Genomic DNA, 17,256 nt, shown 5'->3' on the forward strand with positions numbered 1-17,256 from the left:
ACGCTATCTTTATTGCGTCAGCTTTGTTTAGATACGGTTTACTTTCTGGTTGAAATTTTGCCGTCAGGGTTTCTATGCGTGCTAAGGGAAAGAAATTTAAAAAGCGTTATCTGGTCATTATTTTAATTCTTTTAGTGGGGGGGATGGTTAGCTGGCGAATGATAAATGCGCCGCTGCCAACTTATCAGACATTAATCGTGCGGCCAGGCGATCTTGAACAGAGTGTACTGGCGACTGGAAAACTGGACGCGTTGCGTAAAGTGGATGTCGGCGCGCAGGTGAGCGGCCAGTTGAAAACGCTGCTGGTCTCCATTGGCGATAACGTTAAAAAAGATCAGCTACTCGGCGTGATTGACCCAGATCAGGCGGAGAACCAGATAAAAGAGGTCGAGGCCACCCTGATGGAGCTGAACGCGGAGCGTCAGCAGGCAGCCGCTGAGTTAAAGCTGGCGCGGGTTACGCTGGCGCGCCAGCAGCAGTTAGCTAAGACTCAGGCGGTATCGCAACAGGATCTGGATACTGCGGCGACGGAGATGGCGGTTAAACAGGCGCGTATTGGCACCATAGATGCCCAGATCAAACGTAATCGGGCCTCGTTGGACACCGCGAAAACCAACCTGGAATATACCCGTATTGTTGCTCCCATGGCGGGGGAAGTGACGCAAATCACTACCCTGCAAGGACAAACGGTGATTGCAGCTCAGCAGGCGCCCAATATTCTGACGCTGGCGGATATGAGCACCATGCTGGTAAAAGCGCAGGTCTCGGAAGCGGACGTGATCCATCTTCGGGCGGGGCAGAAAGCATGGTTCACCATTGCAGGCGATCCGCAAACGCGCTATGAAGGCGTTTTAAAAGATATTCTGCCGACGCCGGAAAAGATCAACGACGCTATTTTTTATTACGCCCGGTTTGAAGTGCCGAATCCCAAAAGAATCTTGCGTCTTGATATGACCGCACAGGTTTATATTCAACTCATGGATGTCAAAAATGTGTTGATTATTCCTCTCGCCGCGCTTGGCGAACCGGTGGGCGGCAATCGTTATAAAGTGGCGCTGTTGCGTAACGGCGAAAAACGTGAGCGCGAAGTGATCATTGGCGAGCGTAACGATACAGACGTGGAAGTGGTTAAAGGTCTGGAAGCGGGCGATGAGGTGATCATCGGTGAGAGCAGGCTAGGAGCGACGCCATGACGGCATTGCTTGAACTGCGCAATGTGAGTCGCAGCTACCCCTCCGGAGAAGAGCAGGTGGCGGTGTTGAAAGATATCTCCCTGCAAATCCACGCCGGGGAGATGGTGGCGATCGTCGGCGTTTCCGGTTCTGGAAAATCAACGCTGATGAATATCCTCGGGTGCCTGGATAAACCGACCAGCGGCACTTATCGGGTGGCGGGGCGGGACGTCTCGACGCTGGACCCGGACGCGCTGGCGCAGCTGCGGCGTGAGCATTTTGGCTTTATCTTTCAGCGCTACCATCTGTTGTCGCATTTAACGGCAGCGCAAAATGTTGAAATCCCCGCCGTCTACGCCGGCATTGAACGCAAAAAACGCCAGGCGCGCGCCAGAGAGTTGCTTTTGCGGCTGGGATTAAGCGATCGCGTCGATTACCCACCTTCACAGCTTTCTGGCGGACAGCAGCAGCGTGTCAGTATTGCCCGCGCGCTGATGAACGGCGGACAGGTGATTCTGGCAGATGAGCCGACCGGCGCGCTGGATAGCCATTCCGGCGAAGAGGTGATGGCGATTTTGCGCCAACTGCGCGATCGCGGACATACGGTGATCATTGTGACGCACGATCCGCTGATTGCCGCCCAGGCGGAGCGGATTATTGAAATTCACGATGGCAAGATTGTCCATAATCCGCCCGCGCAGGAAAAGAAACGCGAACAGGGCGTTGACGCTGCCGTAGTTAATACGGCTCCCGGCTGGCGGCAATTTGCCAGCAGCTTTCGCGAAGCGCTGTCAATGGCGTGGTTAGCGATGGCCGCTAACAAAATGCGTACTTTACTGACCATGCTGGGAATTATTATCGGTATTGCGTCGGTGGTGTCGATTGTGGTGGTCGGCGACGCCGCAAAACAGATGGTACTGGCGGATATCCGCGCTATGGGCACTAATACGATTGATATTCATCCAGGCAAAGATTTCGGCGACGACAACCCGCAGTATCGACAGGCGCTGAAATATGACGATCTGGTCGCTATTCAGAAACAGCCGTGGGTTAACTCTGCGACGCCCAGCGTTTCAAAGAGCTTACGTCTTCGCTATGGCAATATTGATATTGCCGTAAATGCTAATGGCGTCAGTGGCGATTATTTTAACGTTTACGGCATGTCCTTTAGGGAGGGGAACACCTTCAATGCTGTACAGCAACAGGATCGCGCGCAGGTGGTGGTGCTGGATGCCAACACGCGACGCCAGCTATTTCCAAATAAAGCGAATGTCGTAGGGGAAGTGGTGCTGGTGGGTAATATGCCGGTTATTGTTATTGGCGTGGCGGAAGAGAAACCGTCCATGTACGGCAATAGCAATCTGTTGCAAGTTTGGTTGCCCTATAGCACGATGTCAGATCGCATAATGGGTCAGTCATGGCTTAACTCGATCACCGTTCGTGTGAAAGATGGCGTTGATAGCGATCAGGCTGAACAGCAGCTTACCCGCCTGCTCACCTTACGCCACGGTAAAAAAGACTTCTTCACCTGGAATATGGACAGCGTCCTGAAAACGGCTGAAAAAACCACCTATACTCTTCAGTTATTTCTGACGCTGGTGGCTGTCATTTCGCTGGTTGTCGGCGGCATCGGCGTTATGAATATTATGCTGGTTTCCGTCACCGAGCGAACGCGTGAAATCGGCATCCGTATGGCGGTAGGCGCGCGCGCCAGCGATGTGCTACAGCAGTTTCTTATTGAAGCGGTGCTGGTTTGCCTGGTTGGTGGAGCGCTGGGGATTAGCTTGTCGATGTTCATCGCATTTATGCTACAGCTTTTCCTGCCCGGCTGGGAGATCGGTTTTTCACTGACTGCGCTGGCGAGCGCGTTTTTATGTTCGACATTTACCGGGATACTGTTTGGCTGGCTACCGGCGAGAAACGCGGCGCGACTGGACCCGGTGGATGCGCTGGCAAGGGAGTAATCTTGCTGACGTCATTTGTCGGCCTGATAAGATGCAACGGTGTTGCTATCAGGAACTGGCGTTAAATAAAAATGCCAGCCGATCGGGCTGGCATTTTGCCTCCTGGATGTACACAATGAGACAGAGGAGCTATGCAACGGCCTCTGCTTCGATGGGCACGATGACGCTGGCGTGATTGCCTTTTGGCCCCTGGTGGACATCAAACCGGACAGACTGTCCGGCTTTAAGCGTTCTGTAACCATCCATTTGAATGGTGGAATAATGGGCGAAAATATCCTCGCCGCCGCCTTCAGGGCAGATGAAACCAAACCCTTTGGCATTGTTGAACCACTTTACAGTACCCGTTTCCATGCTTCGACATCCTTCGTAAATCTTATATAAGTAAGATGGAATGAACCGGTGACGGAGTGGGGGCTGTTCAAAACCTCACCAACTCTCGACATTACAATTTAGAGAAATCAGGCGAGGCGTCAAGCATCAGGCAGGGGGGATCGGGTAAAAATGAATCAAAAATTTGAAGCAGTTAACGCTATTGCCGGGAATGTGACAGATGTCGCGGATGGTACTGATAGATGTTAGTTATCTATCAATTGAGGTAGATTGATTGTGTGCATAGACTCTGGTCAGCGGCAGATTTTTCTGCCGACAACCGTAACCGATAATGACGACTGACAATGGGTAAGACGAACGATTGGCTGGATTTTGACCAGTTGGTGGAAGATAGCGTGCGCGACGCGCTAAAACCGCCATCTATGTATAAAGTGATATTAGTCAATGATGACTACACTCCGATGGAGTTTGTTATTGACGTGTTACAAAAATTCTTTTCTTATGATGTAGAACGTGCAACGCAATTGATGCTTGCAGTTCACTATCAAGGCAAAGCCATCTGCGGCGTGTTCACCGCCGAGGTGGCGGAAACCAAAGTGGCGATGGTGAACAAGTATGCAAGGGAGAACGAGCATCCGTTGCTGTGTACGCTGGAAAAAGCCTGAATGCAGGTATAAAAATTGGGGGAGGTGCCTATGCTCAATCAAGAACTGGAACTCAGTTTAAACATGGCTTTCGCCAGAGCGCGCGAGCACCGTCATGAGTTTATGACCGTCGAGCATCTGTTGCTGGCGCTGCTCAGCAACCCATCGGCTCGCGAAGCGCTGGAAGCATGCTCCGTGGATCTGGTGGCGCTCCGTCAGGAACTCGAAGCCTTCATTGAACAAACCACACCCGTACTGCCTGCCAGTGAAGAAGAGCGTGATACGCAGCCGACGTTAAGTTTCCAGCGTGTCCTGCAACGTGCCGTCTTCCACGTTCAGTCTTCCGGGCGTAGTGAAGTGACTGGCGCGAATGTGCTGGTGGCTATCTTTAGCGAACAGGAATCACAGGCGGCTTATCTGCTGCGTAAGCATGAAGTGAGCCGTCTGGATATCGTGAACTTTATTTCTCACGGGACGCGAAAAGACGAACCGAGCCAATCTTCCGATCTCGGCAATCAGCCAACTGGCGACGAACAAGCTGGCGGGGAGGAACGTATGGAAAACTTCACGACGAATCTTAACCAACTTGCTCGCGTGGGCGGCATCGATCCGCTGATTGGTCGTGAAAAAGAACTGGAACGCGCGATCCAGGTCTTGTGTCGTCGCCGTAAAAATAACCCGTTGCTGGTAGGGGAATCCGGCGTCGGCAAAACGGCGATTGCCGAAGGGCTGGCCTGGCGTATCGTGCAGGGCGATGTGCCGGAAGTGATGGCCGATTGCACCATTTACTCTCTGGATATCGGTTCGCTGCTGGCGGGCACCAAATACCGCGGCGATTTTGAAAAACGGTTTAAGGCGTTGCTGAAACAGCTTGAGCAGGATACCAACAGCATCCTGTTTATCGATGAAATCCATACCATTATCGGCGCTGGCGCGGCGTCGGGCGGACAGGTGGATGCGGCAAATCTGATTAAACCGCTGCTTTCCAGCGGTAAGATCCGGGTGATCGGCTCAACGACCTATCAGGAATTCAGCAATATTTTTGAGAAAGACCGGGCATTAGCGCGCCGTTTCCAGAAAATTGATATTACCGAGCCTTCGGTGGAAGAGACGGTGCAAATTATCAACGGCTTGAAACCTAAGTACGAAGCGCACCACGACGTGCGTTATACCGCGAAAGCGGTGCGTGCGGCGGTCGAGCTGGCGGTAAAATATATCAATGACCGCCATCTGCCGGATAAAGCCATTGACGTGATTGACGAAGCGGGCGCTCGGGCGCGTCTGATGCCGGTGAGCAAACGTAAGAAAACGGTCAACGTGGCGGATATTGAGTCCGTAGTGGCGCGAATTGCGCGAATTCCTGAAAAGAGCGTCTCGCAGAGCGATCGCGATACGCTGAAGAACCTGGGCGAACGTCTGAAAATGCTGGTCTTCGGCCAGGATAACGCGATTGAGGCGCTGACCGAAGCTATTAAGATGAGTCGTGCGGGTCTGGGCCATGAGCATAAACCTGTCGGCTCATTCTTGTTCGCCGGGCCAACTGGCGTAGGGAAAACTGAAGTTACGGTACAGCTTTCAAAAGCGCTGGGTATTGAGCTGTTGCGCTTCGATATGTCTGAATATATGGAGCGTCATACGGTGAGCCGTTTGATCGGCGCACCTCCGGGATACGTCGGTTTCGACCAGGGCGGGCTGCTGACGGATGCGGTGATTAAGCATCCTCATGCGGTGCTGTTGCTGGATGAGATCGAAAAAGCGCACCCGGATGTCTTTAACCTGCTGCTGCAGGTGATGGATAACGGTACGCTGACCGATAACAACGGCCGTAAGGCGGATTTCCGCAATGTGGTGCTGGTGATGACCACCAACGCCGGCGTGCGAGAAACCGAACGTAAATCTATTGGTCTTATTCATCAGGACAACAGTACCGATGCGATGGGCGAGCTCAAGAAAGTGTTTACGCCGGAGTTCCGTAACCGTCTCGACAACATTATTTGGTTCGATCATCTGTCTGGCGAGGTGATTCATCAGGTTGTCGATAAGTTTATCGTCGAGTTGCAGGCTCAGTTGGATCAGAAAGGCGTCTCCCTGGAAGTCAGTCAGGAAGCGCGCGACTGGCTGGCGGAAAAGGGCTATGACCGGGCGATGGGCGCACGACCGATGGCGCGTGTGATTCAGGATAACCTGAAAAAACCGCTGGCCAATGAGTTGTTGTTTGGATCGCTGGTTGACGGCGGACAGGTCACCGTCGCGCTGGATAAAGAGAAAAATGCGTTGACGTATGGCTTCCAGAGTGCGCAAAAGCACAAGCCGGAAGCCGCGCATTAATCTTCGTTTCACTGCCGTACAAACCGGGCCTTAGCGCCCGGTTTTTTTATGCCGGCTAATAGTTAGCCTGATGGTGTTGTGCTCGCGGTAGGCGGATAAGGCGCTTGTAAATTGCGTCATCATCCGGTAATCGACGGGGGGTAATGCGAAAAAAAAGCCCGCCGACAGAAGACGTTCCACGAATGTGCGGAAGCCGTGCTGGAAATTTTAGGCCCATTGAGTATGCCGCTTGTCTCATGGATGCTCTTGTTCTGCCGGGTAAGCGGTCTGCTACAGCCATACTTTCCACAGGATAATACTGTACCAGAACCTGACGTTCCTGCTCATGCCAGTGGCGAGAGTAGGTTTTCACGAATTCCAGTTCTTCGGGCGTCCAGATTGTGCGGTGATATCTGCCTTTTGATTTTATCACCAACTTACTTTCCAGATAGAGTTACGCATTACAAATTTTAAAAAATCCATTCTGATTTGCTTTATTTTCGTAAGAGAATATTCATTTTTTAAACCCCACAGTATCCCGTCATATTAAGTGTTTTTTCATCGCTTTTTGTTTTGATGACAATAGTGGCTTTAATGTCGCTTCCTTCATCATCATTTTGCTCTGCCACTGGAGTCTGTTTTATGAAGATAGAAAAATCCTTATTTTTATATACTGAGTCATTTTCACCTGACGATATCTGTTTCAATATTGTTATATTCCCATTCAGTTTCATGATGGCAGAGTAAGTACATTCTTCCCCACCCGCAGGACAAATTGCCCCTTCAATATAGTTATAGGAATCCTCCTTCTTATTATCAGCCAGGTGCAGAGTGCAAGTGGAATGCCTCAAATCATCAGTAATCTCCCCATCAGTAATCTCCCCAATGTCGAAGCTATTAGCGTTTAGACCATCTAATGGTATGTTGCCAGGCTCGGTTGCAGCACAACCAACAATGCCAGATAACATCAGAACTAAAATAAAACCTATATATTTAAGCACGTTATCAATTCCTTGAAGATCAAAGACTTGGAAGATTATTTTTCCATACATTCAGATATGGTGCAGGATCTGTTACATCGGAACGCCTTCTTAATTCACCTACACGTGTTGTAAGACTGGCCGAGGATGCTCCATTGGTATAAATTTCCAGATGCAACATAGATGAACCACTGTTCAGCCTCCCCACCTTAGCAATAATCTGACCTTTTTTCACAGACGACCCACCTGAGTATGATCCATTAGCAATTTCGCCATAACGAAGGATTAATTCACCATGTCTGATTTCTACAGCAGAAGTACCAGAGTAAAAGGGATAAGGGTTACGCACCAGCACTCCATCAGCAACAGCATAAATAGGCGTTCCTGGGGGAAACTTCAAATCACAACCTGCATGTTTGCGACCTCCCGAGCGTGGCGCTCTAAATTGACGGCCTCCATTTGTCCATGACAAAGCAGGAAGTTCCGTGAAAGGAAAACAGAATCCCTCACTTGTCTCAGCAATCGTACCGGTTGATGGTTTAGTAGTCGTACCATTTGAATCAGTAGAAGAGTTGGATGAACTATTAGTTAAAGGATCCTGAACCCCCAGTTTTCTCCAGGTTTGTGGTCCCACTATACCATCATCGTTCAGCCCATTATTCCGTTGAAATAATTTCACTGCATTGTATGTGTTTTTGCCAAAATAGCCGTCTTCTATAAGTGACTGAATAGTCTTGGTTTTATTGAGTAGTTGCTGTAGTTTTATTACATCTCTGCCTTTTGAAAACATCCAAAGTGTTGCGACCATATATATTCTCTTTGTAAAAATTAGCGGGGCAATGTTCGGGATTGATAGATCTCAGAACACGGTTATGGGCTTTAAAGCCCATTGTTTTATAATATTGTTTAGACTAATTAACGGTGCTTCACAGAACTAATAATATGTTCCGCTAGTGTTTTCAATTCATCTGACGTCATTCGTGGATGCCCTTCTGCAATATCAGAGACACCGCTGACAAAACCTGAAGGTCTGGTTCTTCGGCGGGATTTTCAGGATTACCCCGGACAAACGCCAAATAATCATGATCCTTTTCACCATTTTTCTTTTTGACCTGAAAAAATGAAACGGAACCCTTTCGACCATCAGGGCAAGCTTACGAAACCCCGCACCCTGCAAGGACTGACGTGAGGTGCTCTCTGTCCATCGCTGCTCTTCTCATCTTTCTTCTCACCCTTGCTTTGAATTCTTTGTTTTCTGTCAAAACATTTACCGCTATATGCCTTATGCCAGAAAATAATTCCGCTGCATTTCCTCTCCTTATTCTGCAATCATCTTAGTTCATCGCTACATCCAAACGCCTGTGCAATTTATTTCTCACATCCCAATGACTTTTCATAGCACTGGAAAACTTCTCTGCTGTTAAATTTGCTGCACTTATAAAATATCTCACTAGAATTTCTGGTTCTTTATTTTTACTATATTTTTCGTGTGGAAACATAATGCCACACATCTATTTAGTAAGAATATTCATATTATGAATATGGCCCAAAAATTAGCACCAATTCCGCTCTCAACACTATCTATAATATCTTCTGCATCATCTATAGTGGAACTTTTCCAATTGTCATCACCATACCAAAGGCTTATCTCTCCATCTAAATGGTATACAACAAAATGAATATCATCTTTTTTAATGTACTTAACTTTCTCGTCCTTTAAATGTTCGCTTCTTTCAATAATACAAGTAAAACTACTCTGTAGAGTATCAATATTCACTCCGATGGATTGAGCTACTTCATTTAGGCTCTTTGATGAGTTGACTTTATACGCAGGAAAAAACATACTTTCTCTTATTTTAAATATATATGATTTTAGTAAAAGTAGTGATGGGTATATATAAAATCACTATAAATCAATTTCATTCCATCTGTTACTCCATCGAGCATATATATCATTATTCCATTGACATAACCATGAAATATTATCGGAGTTTAAAATGCGCGAAGAAAGTTTTTTCTCGAGGACTTTATACTCGTGAATTGCAGATAAATTATTGGATTCCGAACTATTTCGATCACATATTGAAGGTGAGTTTCCTGTTTTATAATACATGATTTGAGGTGATGTCTCTATTTTTTCACATAATACCTGAGTAACATTTAATGTGACTTGCCAGTTTATGGTTCTTAATTTATCCCACCAAAATGAATTATGAACACAGACTACATCATGTAAATCTACCCCTGGATAACGCATGCAGGATGCCCGCATGACTTCATGTGCTGTACGATTAAACGGGTTGAGGATAAATTTATATCCTAAAGTACCCCAGAAAAAATTTAACTCTAATTTTGATATGAGATTATCTCGAATATATTGTAAATATGCCCAAGGATTTTCTTCCGGTGTGCTGAACTGTAGAGAAATTACAATGCCTTGATCTGGGAATATGTTTTGATTTACCGATAAGGATAAATCATCAACATAATTATCAGTCAGTGGGCCTTTCTTGCAAATTTTAAGTACAATTTGTTTTTTTCTAATTTTAAGTGATGATGCATATTTTATCTTTTCAATAATTTTTTGCCATAACTCTGGAGTTATTCTTCCCTCCCAACCGCCCTGTGACCTGTCATGAGAAATGACTGTAATACATTGATCATCATAAAATGGGATTACTTCTAATTCCTGTAATGCAGTAAATAGTATATTTAAAAAACCAATAGAATATGAGCTATTTTTTAAACGAAAAATGATATCCAGTGATGGCGCAATACTCAAATTTTTATCAAGAGACCATAATGTATTGTTAACCTGCATTCTATTTTAACCCTTTTAAATAAAAAAACGATTAAACCATTTTTCACGAGCCTCTTTACCCTTAATTCCGGTTACGTACAAATAATCAGTTTTTAGTCTCTCTGATATCTTATGGAGAGGAGATAAAACGTTTCCGACGGCATGATAATTATCAAGTAGATTATTATGAAATGTATCACCTAATATGGGAGCTTCACCAATACGAATCATCATCCCCTGTTGGATAAAGGGAGTCACCTGTATATCGGGAAACAAAGCTGATTTCCGCTTTAGTTCACCGTGTCCTCCTATTTGGGTAGTAAATTCTGTGCCTAAAAAGGTTATCCATCCAATACTAGTAATCCCGGTTATTTTTGATGCCCACTGTGACTCGATCGAAGGGTCTGGTGACATGATTCCCGGATGGCGTTCAAGCCACTGCCCTAGATAATATTCTAGATCTTTACGGCTCAGTACTTCACCATCATTAAAAGATAGGGCAAAACCTGCATAGCCGAACGATAAGGGAAAATCACCGATGATTTCTCTGATAAATGCCTCAACATTTTGTAGACTTTGTTCTGCAAGCCAGTTTAAAGAGAGTAATATTCTGTAGTAGCTGTTAGCAGGTTGATTAATTTCAGGGGTAGCATGATCATAATACCAACGCATGCGAGGTAATTTTCGTTCTAATTTATTAGCTGTCCCGAAATAGATATCTGCAACAGCATTATCTTTGAACCTTCGTTTTGTATTAGCTAACCAGTCATAAGGAGTATTTTTTCTTTCATTAGTAATTTTTACGCCATTCTTCTGATTACCGTCAAATAATATTTTATTTACTTTGCCACCAAATTTGTTAAAAAAATTTCCGTACGGGGTCAGTAATCTCTCTGGCGCATGCGTCTGAGTTATCTTCTCGTTAGTAAATAAAGTGATGCAGAAACAGGGTTCAAACAATGTGATACCATTCTCTTCGAGTCTATAATCAGAGAAAATATTTATGCTATCATTTATATTAGTCATGGATTTCATCGATATATTTATTTTCGTTACAATAATGGTAATGGAAAAGGAATGCCAAATCCACCCGGAGCTGTACCAAAAGTTTTTCGTGCAGAATCATTGAGTTGTCGTATAAAATTTTCTACCTTGTGCAGAGTTTTTTCTTTCTCCTCTTCATCCTTGTCGTCGCAATGGCACTCACTTTCATCAATTATACGGATTTTTTCGTCCATTTGTGTTTTTTTTGCAATCTCTTGATTATCAGTAAGAGTATCATTGTGAAACTTAATTTCGATGATTTGCTCAATGTTATCCCATTCAGCATGTAACGCTGGGTTTCTGAGGACAATAAGATCCCAGATAACTACCTTCCCTTTTCCAAGATCTCTTGCCACTTCCCTGACAGCATATTTTACTGATGCTGGGGATTGAGGTCCTCCAGGGAAAGTTGAACGTCCATCGCTCTTCTCCAGGATTACTCCGCCTGTTTTTATTTTGTAAGGAACTTCTGTAAGATAACATGGGTCTTGCGGAGTAGCTCCTGCCCAAGTGTCGCTTTGTCCACTCTGATTAAACTGTTGTGCAAAACACTTTTGACGAGGGCCTGTTTTTATTTTGTCGCCCGTTTTTGGTAGCTCTGAATTTGCGCCTAAAAAGCGTCCCAATAGTTCTTGGGCAAGGCCAATAGCTGGAGCCTCTGTGAACATTTTGATTTTTTGTCGAAACTCACGGGCAATACGATTTCGACATTTACATATAGCATCACAAATTTTAGATTCCAATACGTTTTCTTTTAATGGATTTTGGCATAATCCTGCCATATTTACCGTGTTCCGATGATTCATAAATAGCTTATCTGTTAAACGGCAGGCGGTTTTTTTTTCAAAGAAGACATCAAATGAATGTGATATCCAGTCAGTTTCCGCCATATTTGTTCCGGAAATGATTCCGCCCATAGCACCTGGTTCATCAAACACGCTTCGGGCAAACTGTGAGCCAACGATGGCTACCATATTTCCGCCATCGGCAAATACGCTAATAGTACCTTTTACCAAATCCGCTGAATAGGCTTCATTCTCGTAAGGAACCGGAGTTCCAAAAGGGGGAGTTTTGCATACATTTGGCAGAGTGTTATGACTGATACCTCCACTGCCTTTATGGCAAAGTGTCAGCCCGTTGATATTAATCGTTATTGCCATTCTCTTCTTCTCTCAGTCCTTTGGATACCACCACCGCACCCCGTCGTTCATCATCTGAGCTGGACAAAATCAGCACATTTCCTGTTCGTATGGATGAACGTAGCTGCCATGCTACCAGTGACAGATGTGTTAACAGACCAGCACTGCCGAGGTCGCCACTTGCCAGCACAGGTGTTTCTCGCGTGCTGCCTTCTGCCAGACGATAGCTCAATTTCAGCAGGGTAAAGCCCATTTCGTCTGCCCGGTAAGGCTCACCATTGACATCACTGATGACGCTTTGCAAAAGAGGGTTCCCGGCAGCGCTCATCGCCGCCTGTGCAGCACGAATTAACCCTTTTCCCAGGCAAACGCCCTCATCTGAATACAAAACGTCTTCGTCAGCGTTTCCAACTCCACGAATAACACTCCAGGCGTCGACCTGTGGGCCTGATGTCAGTACCAGGGCGGCAGCGCCTTCGGAAGGCACCCTGCCGTAGGGGTTGGGACGCTCATAATCCCGGAACCGGCGAAGTGCATTATGTAACAGGTTTTGTTTATCCAGCCACATAAGGGAAGGCGCGGGCTGCCATGAATCAACGGCGAGAAGAACCTCAACTACTCTACCTTTTTGGCTTTTGTCGGCAGCAATAGTTTCCAGAACTGTTGTGATTTCTGCTGGCCCCCCGTGCAGCACATAAATATTGCTAGCATCCCATGTGGTACTTTCCTGAATTATGTTTTTTACCGCAGAAACGGTCCCTGCCGTCATTCCCGGCCTGCTTAATGAAGGAAGTAACACCCATACCCTGTGTGGCGCTGACGTTTCCAGTTCTGGCTGACGTTCCAGTAGTTCACTCAATACCTGTCGGGTCAGTTCCCGGAAACGCGCTTCCGGTAACTCATATACAATTTCAGGAAAATAGCTGGCTTTTACGCGAGCACCACAGTGATCCACGCATAACGGATGTTTGCGCACCAATGAGAATTGCAGACGACTGGCAATATCAGCCAACGGCAACGATGGGCCGGAGGGAAACAGGCACGCCGCAGAGATAATAGAAATCATAACAATTGCTCCCACTCGGGAAAATTTACCGGAAGCAGGGGGCTCCTGATGAACAGACGTTTTTTCTCCGATACTGTTGTAGACTCAAGTTGATTCGCCAGATGATGGCAGGGTAATGCGCTGTGCCAGACCATGCTAACACGGGGAAAATCGGACTCGATAATCACGGTATGTAGCCGTCCATGGTGATGACGCATGCTACCGTCATAGAATTGCGTCCGGAAAGCAGGCACTATGCGTGGTAGTGCAAAAATCAGTAATCCACCGTGCCCATAGCCGGGAGGTGCCAGATTGCCCAGACAAATAGCTTCTCCTCCTTTCAGTCGACCTCCGGCATACAATGGAGGCGGTGCGCATTGCCAGTAGCGCTCATCCAGATCGGTTGGTAGCAGAGGCGCTTGTTCCTGCTGCCATTGTTCATCATAAGTTCCGGCAAATTGCAGGCGTCCTGGCCATTGCCGGGGCAATGGGCCAAATCCCGGAGCTTTGTCATCACCATAAAATTCGATATTAGGCAATTTTGATTTGCCTACTTCAGGATATTCATCAACCTGTATTCCTGCTGGATTAAAATCGCCGTGACCAGATGGTAAAAACTCTCCCCGTCCCATTCTGCTGTAACCCAGGGGTATCCGGTTAAATTGTTCAGGTTCACCATACTGTTTGCCGTCCCATATTCTGTCACCATAGACTCTGGCAAGCCGGATCATATTGCCAACTTTTAACCCTATGGTGACAGAACTGGCTTTTTTTCCGCCTGCTGCCTGAGCACATCCATTCAGGATGATATCTGTCGCTTTTTTTTCTGGCCCCAGATCAGTATCGTATAACAGACTCGTTCCATCATTATGGAGAACTTTTCCTGCATTAACTGGAGACTGCACTGAAGAAAGCCGAGTTGTTCCATTTGGAAGAATATCCCATGTTGCTTTTAATGCTACTATCCAGATTTCTTCACCTTCTCGGCCTCGTATCCAGCTCTCTTTTATTGCATAAGGGGTTTGATTATTTATCTGCCACATAACAGTCTCTAAAATATAGGGTTAATTGATTTTATAGTAGCTGCAATTTTTGGGAGTATGTGATTAATTTGTGAAAAATAATAATGACTGAGATATAAATGCCAGTAAGAGTGATTAAATGTTTGTGTGTAATATTGGTTAAGGTGTGTTTAATAACGTGGTGAAAATGTGCGGTACACAGATTTTATATTACCAGTTGCCATAAGGATATTTTTTGCCTTTAATAAACTCAGCGGTATCCGGTGCCATATCTTTAGAAAAGATATTTTGAGACATTCCTTTACAGACATCCAGATTATCTCCGGACAATGTCTTCATATTGATTGGTGTAATGGGGTAATTCTCTCTGCCATCATCTTCACTCGCCTGAAACCAGACTTTTACTGTCCCTCCAGGAGCAAGTCCAAATAGGAGTGTATTGTACCAAAGAGGCCCACCATCACTGGCATTATGCTCCAGTGGTGTCATCATTCGTTGCCATACAGGTTTATTAAAAAACATGCTGGTTTCATAATGTTTTTTATCTACCCAGGAATCCCAGCATAAAACAATATACTGAGGAGGCGCTGCATTTTTTATTATATTATAGCCTGGGAGAGATCTAACCTTAGTGTTCCATGTGCCGATGCTTTGCGGGTCATTACCTGGCAAATCCAGGGTATGAAAACGGTACATTCGCCCGGTTGTATCCACCACAATAGCATCAGTAACCAGTGTTCGTAGTTTCCATGGGTCGATAAAAACGAAACCCCACTTATCAAATGGCAGCTTATAATCCCCCTGATTAAAGGCGGACTTCTGTGAATGAGGCTGACAGGCGGTTAAGCTGAGAAGAAAGGTAAACAATAGTGATTTTTTCATAGATATTTCCGTACCCCATCCATGTCATAAATTGTCCGTAACCAGCGTTCATCAGGGCGATTAGCAAAAATAAGCGCTAATGGCTTAGCTCCACCAACAATGTTGTTGTTTGTATCTATTTTGACGCTGTTCCAGTTGGCCGAACAATGAATATACTGCTTCGCCAGTATATCAATTTCGTCCGTTGTGAAACCTGCCGTTGCGTAGCCGCTCCGGGCGGCTTTTCCCATCGCCAGCGCTTTATTACACAGTGGCCGTAGTTCTGGTGGGATAAGCAAAGTGCGGTTATCGTCTTCTGTGCGAAACTCACACCCGGCTTCGGTGGCGGCCTCCAGCATGACCAGGTATGCAACGGCAGCCCAGTTATTTTTGACCTGACGCGGGTTAAGCGTTAATGCGGCAAATGTTCTTTTTTGTGGCGTTCCCAGGTGATCCGGTGGCATACGTTTATCATTCCAGGTTTTTGCAGTAATGGTACTGGTGCGTATGATGGGGGCAATATTCGGCGATGATTCCATATCTTTCAGGGCTGAAAAGGTCTGGCGGTAAACATGGGTGCTTTCATCTGGCTGATTTTCAGGAACCGTCTCTGCCTGCGGACGGGTCAGGAAGCAGTTTTCCTGCTCATTAGGCCAGTAGCCGCCGCCAATATCGGAATGCACGCCGGGCAAAACAAGCTCTGGCCAGGCTGGTCTGACGCTGTTCAGGGCGAAATTAAAACGGCATTCATGCTGAGCCGCAATATGGAAGACTTTCTCTGCAATCCCGGCGTGAAGTGTCAAATCGACATCACCAGTATCAGCACTATTTGGGTTTACTCCATTGAACGGTGTTCCAATGGCGGCGACGGTATCAAAAATGCCAATAAAGCGTGTTTTTCCGGCTGAGTCGCTATGATATTCCCTGTTCGCCAATCCCTGCCTGATGGCTTTAACCAGTTGCGGGTCCTTGTGGTAGATACGGTTGGCAAAGTGACGGGCTGCCGCAGCCCCCCGGCTAAAGCCGAAAATATCAAATTGGAGTGTTTTTACGATACAACGAGAAGGTAATAAATCTTTAATTACCCCAGATAACTGTGTGACAGCTTCATCTGTTTTGGCTAAGACTCCCGTGTCGCCTTCGCCCAGCCCCATACCCACTAAGCTGTCAGGTTTCCCTGCATCTGTTCCAATTCCCTGGATATATATTGCAGCCTGACGTTTTCTCTTATCATTTTCTATGAATGAGCGGTATGCAATATATAACCAATGGATATTGGTATAGTAACAAGTGTGGCTGCCGGACTCCAGATCGGAGAATCCCATATTGTCTTTGGCGTATTCGGTCAAAATGGATTGGGCATCCTGATTATTAATATCAAAATGTTTACCGTCGCAGGCGGCAATCATCTTTTCAAGGTTAATTGCATTGTTTCCGGTGCCGTCAAAAAAGACGCCGATCGTTAGTGTAACCTCGGTCTGTTCATCTTCTTTTGGCGTATCATTGTCCTCATTAGTCTCATGGATCTTCGCCTGATTTAATCCCGCCATATTTACCGTATTCCGGTGATTCATGAACAGCTTATCCGTCAATCGGCACGCAGGTTTCTTCTCGAAAAACACATCAAACGAATGGGATATCCACTCGGTCTCTGCTTTGTTTGTGCCTGAATTAACGCCGCCCATGGAACCTGACTCGTCAAACACACTGCGTGCAAATTGGGAGCCAACGTTTGCGATCATATTTCCGCCATCGGCAAATACGCTGGTGGTGCCCTTTATCAGATCGGCAGAATAGGCTTCATTTTCATAGGGAACCGGGACGCCAAAAGGGGGCGTTTTGCACACATCAGGCAGTGTGTTATGGCTGATGCCGCTGCTGCCTTTATGGCATAATGTCAGCCCATTGATATTAATCGTTATCATTTTCATCCATCCATGATGTGGGA

Annotated in this window: 16 protein-coding genes and 1 pseudogene; 5 read left to right on the forward strand and 12 right to left on the reverse strand. The window is 46.3% G+C overall.

The genetic code is table 11. The annotated features are described in order from the left end of the window. The first annotated feature begins 74 nt into the window (after positions 1 to 74). Positions 75 to 1,193 carry a macrolide transporter subunit MacA gene (gene macA / locus NBA72_RS21130; protein WP_042949788.1) on the forward strand — a complete coding sequence of 373 codons (1,119 nt, stop codon included), beginning with the start codon at positions 75 to 77 and terminating at the stop codon, positions 1,191 to 1,193. Further along, the gene (gene macB / locus NBA72_RS21135; protein WP_000125894.1) at positions 1,190 to 3,136 is read left to right on the forward strand and encodes a macrolide ABC transporter ATP-binding protein/permease MacB; all 1,947 of its coding nucleotides are present in this window, start codon (positions 1,190 to 1,192) and stop codon (positions 3,134 to 3,136) included. Before macA ends, macB begins: the two co-directional genes overlap by 4 nt. Before the next feature lie 129 nt (positions 3,137 to 3,265). Here the strand turns inward: macB and cspD are convergent, their stop codons facing one another. Then, positions 3,266 to 3,487 (reverse strand): cold shock-like protein CspD, encoded by a 222-nt coding sequence (gene cspD / locus NBA72_RS21140; RefSeq protein WP_000447499.1) that lies wholly within the window; start codon positions 3,485 to 3,487, stop codon positions 3,266 to 3,268. Between the two features lie 150 nt (positions 3,488 to 3,637). Between cspD and NBA72_RS21145 the strand changes: the two genes are divergently transcribed. The 3 genes from NBA72_RS21145 (at position 3,638) to clpA (ending at position 6,438) form a co-directional block, all read left to right on the forward strand. Next, positions 3,638 to 3,715, forward strand: a complete 78-nt coding sequence (locus tag NBA72_RS21145; protein ID WP_212742690.1) for a hypothetical protein — start codon at positions 3,638 to 3,640, stop codon at positions 3,713 to 3,715. 95 nt (positions 3,716 to 3,810) lie between these two features. Then, positions 3,811 to 4,131: an ATP-dependent Clp protease adapter ClpS gene (clpS, locus tag NBA72_RS21150; RefSeq protein WP_000520789.1), complete on the forward strand. Its 321-nt coding sequence runs from the start codon at positions 3,811 to 3,813 to the stop codon at positions 4,129 to 4,131. A gap of 30 nt (positions 4,132 to 4,161) precedes the next feature. Further along, complete coding sequence (gene clpA, locus NBA72_RS21155) at positions 4,162 to 6,438, forward strand: ATP-dependent Clp protease ATP-binding subunit ClpA (protein WP_042949787.1); 2,277 nt, start codon at positions 4,162 to 4,164, stop codon at positions 6,436 to 6,438. A 500-nt stretch (positions 6,439 to 6,938) separates the two neighbouring features. Here clpA and NBA72_RS21160 read toward each other — a convergent pair whose 3' ends face one another. From NBA72_RS21160 to NBA72_RS21210, 11 genes and pseudogenes are all read right to left on the reverse strand, one after another. After that, positions 6,939 to 7,418 carry a hypothetical protein gene (locus tag NBA72_RS21160; protein WP_042949812.1) on the reverse strand — a complete coding sequence of 160 codons (480 nt, stop codon included), beginning with the start codon at positions 7,416 to 7,418 and terminating at the stop codon, positions 6,939 to 6,941. A 19-nt stretch (positions 7,419 to 7,437) separates the two neighbouring features. Further along, a complete protein-coding gene (locus NBA72_RS21165; protein ID WP_137963486.1) occupies positions 7,438 to 8,205 on the reverse strand; it encodes a peptidoglycan-binding protein in 768 nt (255 codons plus the stop codon). A 346-nt stretch (positions 8,206 to 8,551) separates the two neighbouring features. After that, positions 8,552 to 8,872, reverse strand: a pseudogene (locus tag NBA72_RS21170) (ISAs1 family transposase); the annotation flags it as partial. A 53-nt stretch (positions 8,873 to 8,925) separates the two neighbouring features. After that, complete coding sequence (locus tag NBA72_RS21175) at positions 8,926 to 9,240, reverse strand: hypothetical protein (RefSeq protein ID WP_042949786.1); 315 nt, start codon at positions 9,238 to 9,240, stop codon at positions 8,926 to 8,928. Between the two features lie 63 nt (positions 9,241 to 9,303). Beyond that, positions 9,304 to 10,218, reverse strand: coding sequence for a hypothetical protein (locus NBA72_RS21180; protein WP_137963485.1), 915 nt, complete (start codon positions 10,216 to 10,218; stop codon positions 9,304 to 9,306). Between the two features lie 15 nt (positions 10,219 to 10,233). Beyond that, a complete protein-coding gene (locus tag NBA72_RS21185; protein WP_170318149.1) occupies positions 10,234 to 11,223 on the reverse strand; it encodes a type VI immunity family protein in 990 nt (329 codons plus the stop codon). Between the two features lie 26 nt (positions 11,224 to 11,249). Continuing rightward, positions 11,250 to 12,401, reverse strand: a complete 1,152-nt coding sequence (locus NBA72_RS21190) for a DUF4150 domain-containing protein (protein ID WP_242409724.1) — start codon at positions 12,399 to 12,401, stop codon at positions 11,250 to 11,252. Further along, on the reverse strand, positions 12,385 to 13,446 hold the full coding sequence (locus tag NBA72_RS21195; RefSeq protein WP_042949783.1) for a hypothetical protein: 1,062 nt from the start codon (positions 13,444 to 13,446) through the stop codon (positions 12,385 to 12,387). The genes NBA72_RS21190 and NBA72_RS21195 overlap by 17 nt, the downstream gene beginning before the upstream one ends. Beyond that, positions 13,443 to 14,468 carry a DUF2169 family type VI secretion system accessory protein gene (locus tag NBA72_RS21200; RefSeq protein WP_042949782.1) on the reverse strand — a complete coding sequence of 342 codons (1,026 nt, stop codon included), beginning with the start codon at positions 14,466 to 14,468 and terminating at the stop codon, positions 13,443 to 13,445. The genes NBA72_RS21195 and NBA72_RS21200 overlap by 4 nt, the downstream gene beginning before the upstream one ends. 189 nt (positions 14,469 to 14,657) lie before the next feature. Then, positions 14,658 to 15,329, reverse strand: a complete 672-nt coding sequence (locus tag NBA72_RS21205) for a DUF2931 family protein (protein WP_042949781.1) — start codon at positions 15,327 to 15,329, stop codon at positions 14,658 to 14,660. Further along, a complete protein-coding gene (locus tag NBA72_RS21210; protein ID WP_058821570.1) occupies positions 15,326 to 17,233 on the reverse strand; it encodes a PAAR-like domain-containing protein in 1,908 nt (635 codons plus the stop codon). The genes NBA72_RS21205 and NBA72_RS21210 overlap by 4 nt, the downstream gene beginning before the upstream one ends. Between the last annotated feature and the right edge of the window lie 23 nt (positions 17,234 to 17,256).

The sequence above is a fragment of the Salmonella sp. NW1250 genome, from assembly GCF_051812965.1.
In the GTDB taxonomy this organism is placed as follows: domain Bacteria; phylum Pseudomonadota; class Gammaproteobacteria; order Enterobacterales; family Enterobacteriaceae; genus Salmonella; species Salmonella enterica.

Bases quoted from the DNA above. Each gene is read 5' to 3' on its own strand.
- clpS (WP_000520789.1), top strand. From the start codon at position 3,811: ATGGGTAAGACGAACGATTGGCTGGATTTTGACCAGTTGGTGGAAGAT.
- NBA72_RS21210 (WP_058821570.1), bottom strand. From the start codon at position 17,233: ATGATAACGATTAATATCAATGGGCTGACATTATGCCATAAAGGCAGC.
- macA (WP_042949788.1), top strand. From the start codon at position 75: ATGCGTGCTAAGGGAAAGAAATTTAAAAAGCGTTATCTGGTCATTATT.
- NBA72_RS21185 (WP_170318149.1), bottom strand. From the start codon at position 11,223: ATGACTAATATAAATGATAGCATAAATATTTTCTCTGATTATAGACTC.
- NBA72_RS21205 (WP_042949781.1), bottom strand. From the start codon at position 15,329: ATGAAAAAATCACTATTGTTTACCTTTCTTCTCAGCTTAACCGCCTGT.
- macB (WP_000125894.1), top strand. From the start codon at position 1,190: ATGACGGCATTGCTTGAACTGCGCAATGTGAGTCGCAGCTACCCCTCC.
- NBA72_RS21200 (WP_042949782.1), bottom strand. From the start codon at position 14,468: ATGTGGCAGATAAATAATCAAACCCCTTATGCAATAAAAGAGAGCTGG.
- NBA72_RS21195 (WP_042949783.1), bottom strand. From the start codon at position 13,446: ATGATTTCTATTATCTCTGCGGCGTGCCTGTTTCCCTCCGGCCCATCG.
- NBA72_RS21175 (WP_042949786.1), bottom strand. From the start codon at position 9,240: ATGTTTTTTCCTGCGTATAAAGTCAACTCATCAAAGAGCCTAAATGAA.
- NBA72_RS21190 (WP_242409724.1), bottom strand. From the start codon at position 12,401: ATGGCAATAACGATTAATATCAACGGGCTGACACTTTGCCATAAAGGC.
- NBA72_RS21180 (WP_137963485.1), bottom strand. From the start codon at position 10,218: ATGCAGGTTAACAATACATTATGGTCTCTTGATAAAAATTTGAGTATT.
- NBA72_RS21145 (WP_212742690.1), top strand. From the start codon at position 3,638: ATGAATCAAAAATTTGAAGCAGTTAACGCTATTGCCGGGAATGTGACA.
- NBA72_RS21165 (WP_137963486.1), bottom strand. From the start codon at position 8,205: ATGGTCGCAACACTTTGGATGTTTTCAAAAGGCAGAGATGTAATAAAA.
- cspD (WP_000447499.1), bottom strand. From the start codon at position 3,487: ATGGAAACGGGTACTGTAAAGTGGTTCAACAATGCCAAAGGGTTTGGT.
- clpA (WP_042949787.1), top strand. From the start codon at position 4,162: ATGCTCAATCAAGAACTGGAACTCAGTTTAAACATGGCTTTCGCCAGA.